This is a genomic window from Candidatus Borrarchaeum sp. (assembly GCF_019058535.1).
Lineage (GTDB): Archaea > Asgardarchaeota > Sifarchaeia > Borrarchaeales > Borrarchaeaceae > Borrarchaeum > Borrarchaeum weybense.
The window spans coordinates 1-3,216 of sequence record NZ_JAHPYX010000050.1 but is presented as its reverse complement, the minus strand read 5'-3'; the positions used below and the strand labels follow the sequence as shown (position 1 = coordinate 3,216).

General features: G+C 38.3%; 4 protein-coding genes. All 4 read left to right on the top strand.

Going from position 1 to position 3,216, the window contains the following annotated elements:
* The coding region (locus QVB70_RS02880) for a hypothetical protein (protein WP_287583186.1) at positions 1-296 on the top strand (296 nt) is incomplete at its 5' end.
* A 1-nt stretch (position 297) separates the two neighbouring features.
* A complete protein-coding gene (locus tag QVB70_RS02875; RefSeq protein WP_287583184.1) occupies positions 298-1,041 on the top strand; it encodes a hypothetical protein in 744 nt (247 codons plus the stop codon).
* Positions 1,042-1,044: 3 nt separating this feature from the next.
* Positions 1,045-2,022 carry an ABC transporter ATP-binding protein gene (locus tag QVB70_RS02870; RefSeq protein ID WP_287583182.1) on the top strand — a complete coding sequence of 326 codons (978 nt, stop codon included), beginning with the start codon at positions 1,045-1,047 and terminating at the stop codon, positions 2,020-2,022.
* 8 nt (positions 2,023-2,030) lie between these two features.
* Positions 2,031-2,912, top strand: a complete 882-nt coding sequence (locus QVB70_RS02865; protein ID WP_287583179.1) for an ABC transporter permease — start codon at positions 2,031-2,033, stop codon at positions 2,910-2,912.
* Positions 2,913-3,216 lie beyond the last annotated feature (304 nt).

Here is a 3,216-nt window from a genome sequence, read left to right as displayed (position 1 = left end):
GTGTATGGTGCAGGCAGGGTACTTATGAATCGAAGATTAACTTTAATTACGAACTTTTTGTTATCATCAATTATGATGATGACACGACCGCGAACCACACTATTTCTAATCAGGCACCGTTGACATTAGAGGTTTTTGGAGGAGGTGGAGGTTTTGCAGGGGTTGCTGATGAAGTGTGGACGTCTCTTCTCATTACGTTTGCTTTAACTATTGGACTTTCCATTGCTATCGTTATTATTAATAAGAAACGATCGAAACGTAAACGGGGACTAAAAAGGAAAGGAGAAATGGAATAAAGTGCAGAAGTTAAGAGGTATGATACTATCATTTTTATTGATTTTATTTATTTTCTCGATCGTGATTTCACCCTCCATTCAATCAAATGGTCAAGACACATTCCCTCAAAATGAATTTGTGCTTGGATTCAGGCAATCTGCATTCACTGAAGTCTTTGGAAATGGGACTTTTTATGATACTGAAATAAACCCAGTTGAGTTTTATGTCTGGTTTGAAAGTAAAGATGTAGATGGCAACAAAATAACGGTTGCAGATACTTACAAACCTGAAGAATGGCAGAGAATCAGAACATATGAAGTCGATTTATACTCGCGCCGAGGAGATGTGCAAGATCAGCAGGGTATTATGTGGTGGATAAATGTGGCTGATTTTTCCAGTGGATCGCGAATTAAAATTGGCAGAGAGACTCTTCAAGCAATTGGTGAAGACACATACTTTGCATTAGGAGCTGTGCGTGAATGCTATATTTTTCAACGAAAAATACAGTCGATTGATGGAGAAAATAAAACTATTGAAACAAGATATGATCTGGAAAGTGGTGTACTTTTCGAATATCGATGGCGAAATGATACTTACGCCACCATAATATCGCTTACATTAGCTAAAAACGTAGATATGAGTATTCACATGTCTTACTACTTTCCTATCTTCATTCCTCTCGCAATAATCCCTCCTCTACTAGCTTATTTCGTATCGAGACCTAAAATAACGAAGAAGAAAAAGATGATCAAAGAAGGACGGTAGCTAATGGAATTTGCAATTAAGGTAAGAAATCTAGAAAAGTTCTATGGAAACTTTCAGGCTGTAAAAGGAATAGATTTTGACGTTCCATGTGGATCATGTTTTGGATTTCTTGGTCCTAATGGGGCTGGAAAAACAACTACGCTTATGATTCTCGTAAACCTCCTGAAAGCATCAAAGGGCACTGCAGAACTTCTCGGTTTTGATAGCAGAAGTATTGAAGCACGCGAAAAAATCGGCTATCTTCCTGAACGACTCGGTCTTAATGATACTTGGACTTTATTTGATTTTTTGATATTCATTGGCGCACTATACGGACTCTCAAGAAAAACTTCCAAAGACAACGCCTTAGAGTTACTTGATTGGGTCGGTTTAGCAGGTTGGGAATATAACAAGATTGGTAGTCTATCTGGGGGAATGAGACAACGCCTAGGTTTAGCGCAAGCCCTTCTTAATGACCCTGAATTGCTTATTCTCGACGAACCTACTGCTAACCTTGACGCAATTGGCCGTGCAGAGATTTTAGATAAAATAAAACTTATGGTTGAACGTGAAAAGAAAACCGTCTTGATATCGTCCCACATTCTTTCTGAAGTCGAAAAAGTTGCAGACAATATTGCCATTATTAACAAAGGTAAAATCGTGACTCAAGGTCAATTAAGTGCACTTCAAAATGAGAAAATGGCAACGTTTGAAGTAAAGGTAAGTGATCCTTATGCGTTAAAAGAGGAAATGGAAAAACTCGATTTTATTTTATCTGCAGATATCAACGAGAGAAATCAATTGATTGTTGAATGCAACGACAAAGAAAGACTAAGTAAGGCACTTGTTAGAGTCATTGTCGAACGCGATTTGGCCCTATATCAATTTAGTCCTATTAGGGAATCACTTGAGTCTCTTTTCATGAGACTTGTCCGGGAAATCGAAGTATCGCCAAGCCAAATTCAAGAAATAAATCCTTCATCGATCAAATACAAAGGGTGATTTTTGCAATGAAAAGGATAAGGATTAAAACCATTTTGCGATTAGCCTTTGAGGAGATTTTATTAGCGTTCCGAAGTAAAAAATTCTTAATCTTTGTCGCTGTAATGATTGCCCCTGTAATTGTAATTGCTTTAGTATTTGGAATTGCACTTGTTCCTGAACAGATTAGGAATGGCGAGATAATTCTTTTCATACAAGGTGAAGAACTCGGAAGAGAACAAATACTAGAAAGCATGATTGATTCCTTGAAAGAGTTTGGAAATTTCGCACGATTTTTCTGGGTAGGATTGCCAATTATCGCGATCACTTCAATTTTAACTAGTGAGTATATCGCTGGAGAATATTCACAAAGGACTCTACACACCTTCGTTTCTAAGCCTATATATCGATCCGAATTCGTTCTAATGAAGTTCTTATCCTTTGTAGTAGTTTCCTTTGTGTTGTTTTCTTTTGTATACTGCAGTATCCTTTTGTGCACTAGTATTGTTCCCGCACACTTCGGATTGCTTTCCGATTGGGTAGCGAGCGAGGAAATATGGAATACTTCTTTTGCGTGGATTTGGATCTCTGAGTTGTTTATATTAGCAATCGCTTCAATGTCCTTGCTTTTTTCCTCAATAACTAAAAGAGCAATTTTAGCAGGCATCTTGCCGATCTTTTTCTTTTTTGGAATGAATCTGGTTACCTCCATTTTTGGATTCTATGAGTATGCCTACTATGATGTCTTGTACAGCACGGGTATCATTTGGACAGTTGAAGTTTTTGGCGAAAACGCTCTTGAGGGAACTGTGCACATAGATCCAACAATAGGCGTTGTGACTCTAGTTTTATTCATAATACTACCCTTACTGTTCAGTATAATTATTCTTGAGAGAAAGGATTTGGAATGACTGATTTTCATAATTTGTCCAAAGAAAAAGGTCAGCAAAATATATATGTAAAAAAAGTGTATACGTAGATTTATAACCAATTCGCAAGAAGACCCCCCAACGTGTTAGGGGGATGAATTGCGTTTTTTACTTGTTTCACTTTCACACAGCTCTGCCTAACACTTAAATAGCAGTTAACTACTATCTCAGTGTGCAGTATGCCGAGGTGTCTGGCTTGGCGTTGGGAGCGTACACAAGACACAGTACCGATGAGGGTACTGTCGGACCTCAAGTGTCCCTTGAGGGACGGGGGCTGCCGTGGACC

Coding starts and splice junctions, on each gene's coding strand:
- QVB70_RS02870 (WP_287583182.1), top strand. CDS start 1,045: ATGGAATTTGCAATTAAGGTAAGAAATCTAGAAAAGTTCTATGGAAAC.
- QVB70_RS02865 (WP_287583179.1), top strand. CDS start 2,031: ATGAAAAGGATAAGGATTAAAACCATTTTGCGATTAGCCTTTGAGGAG.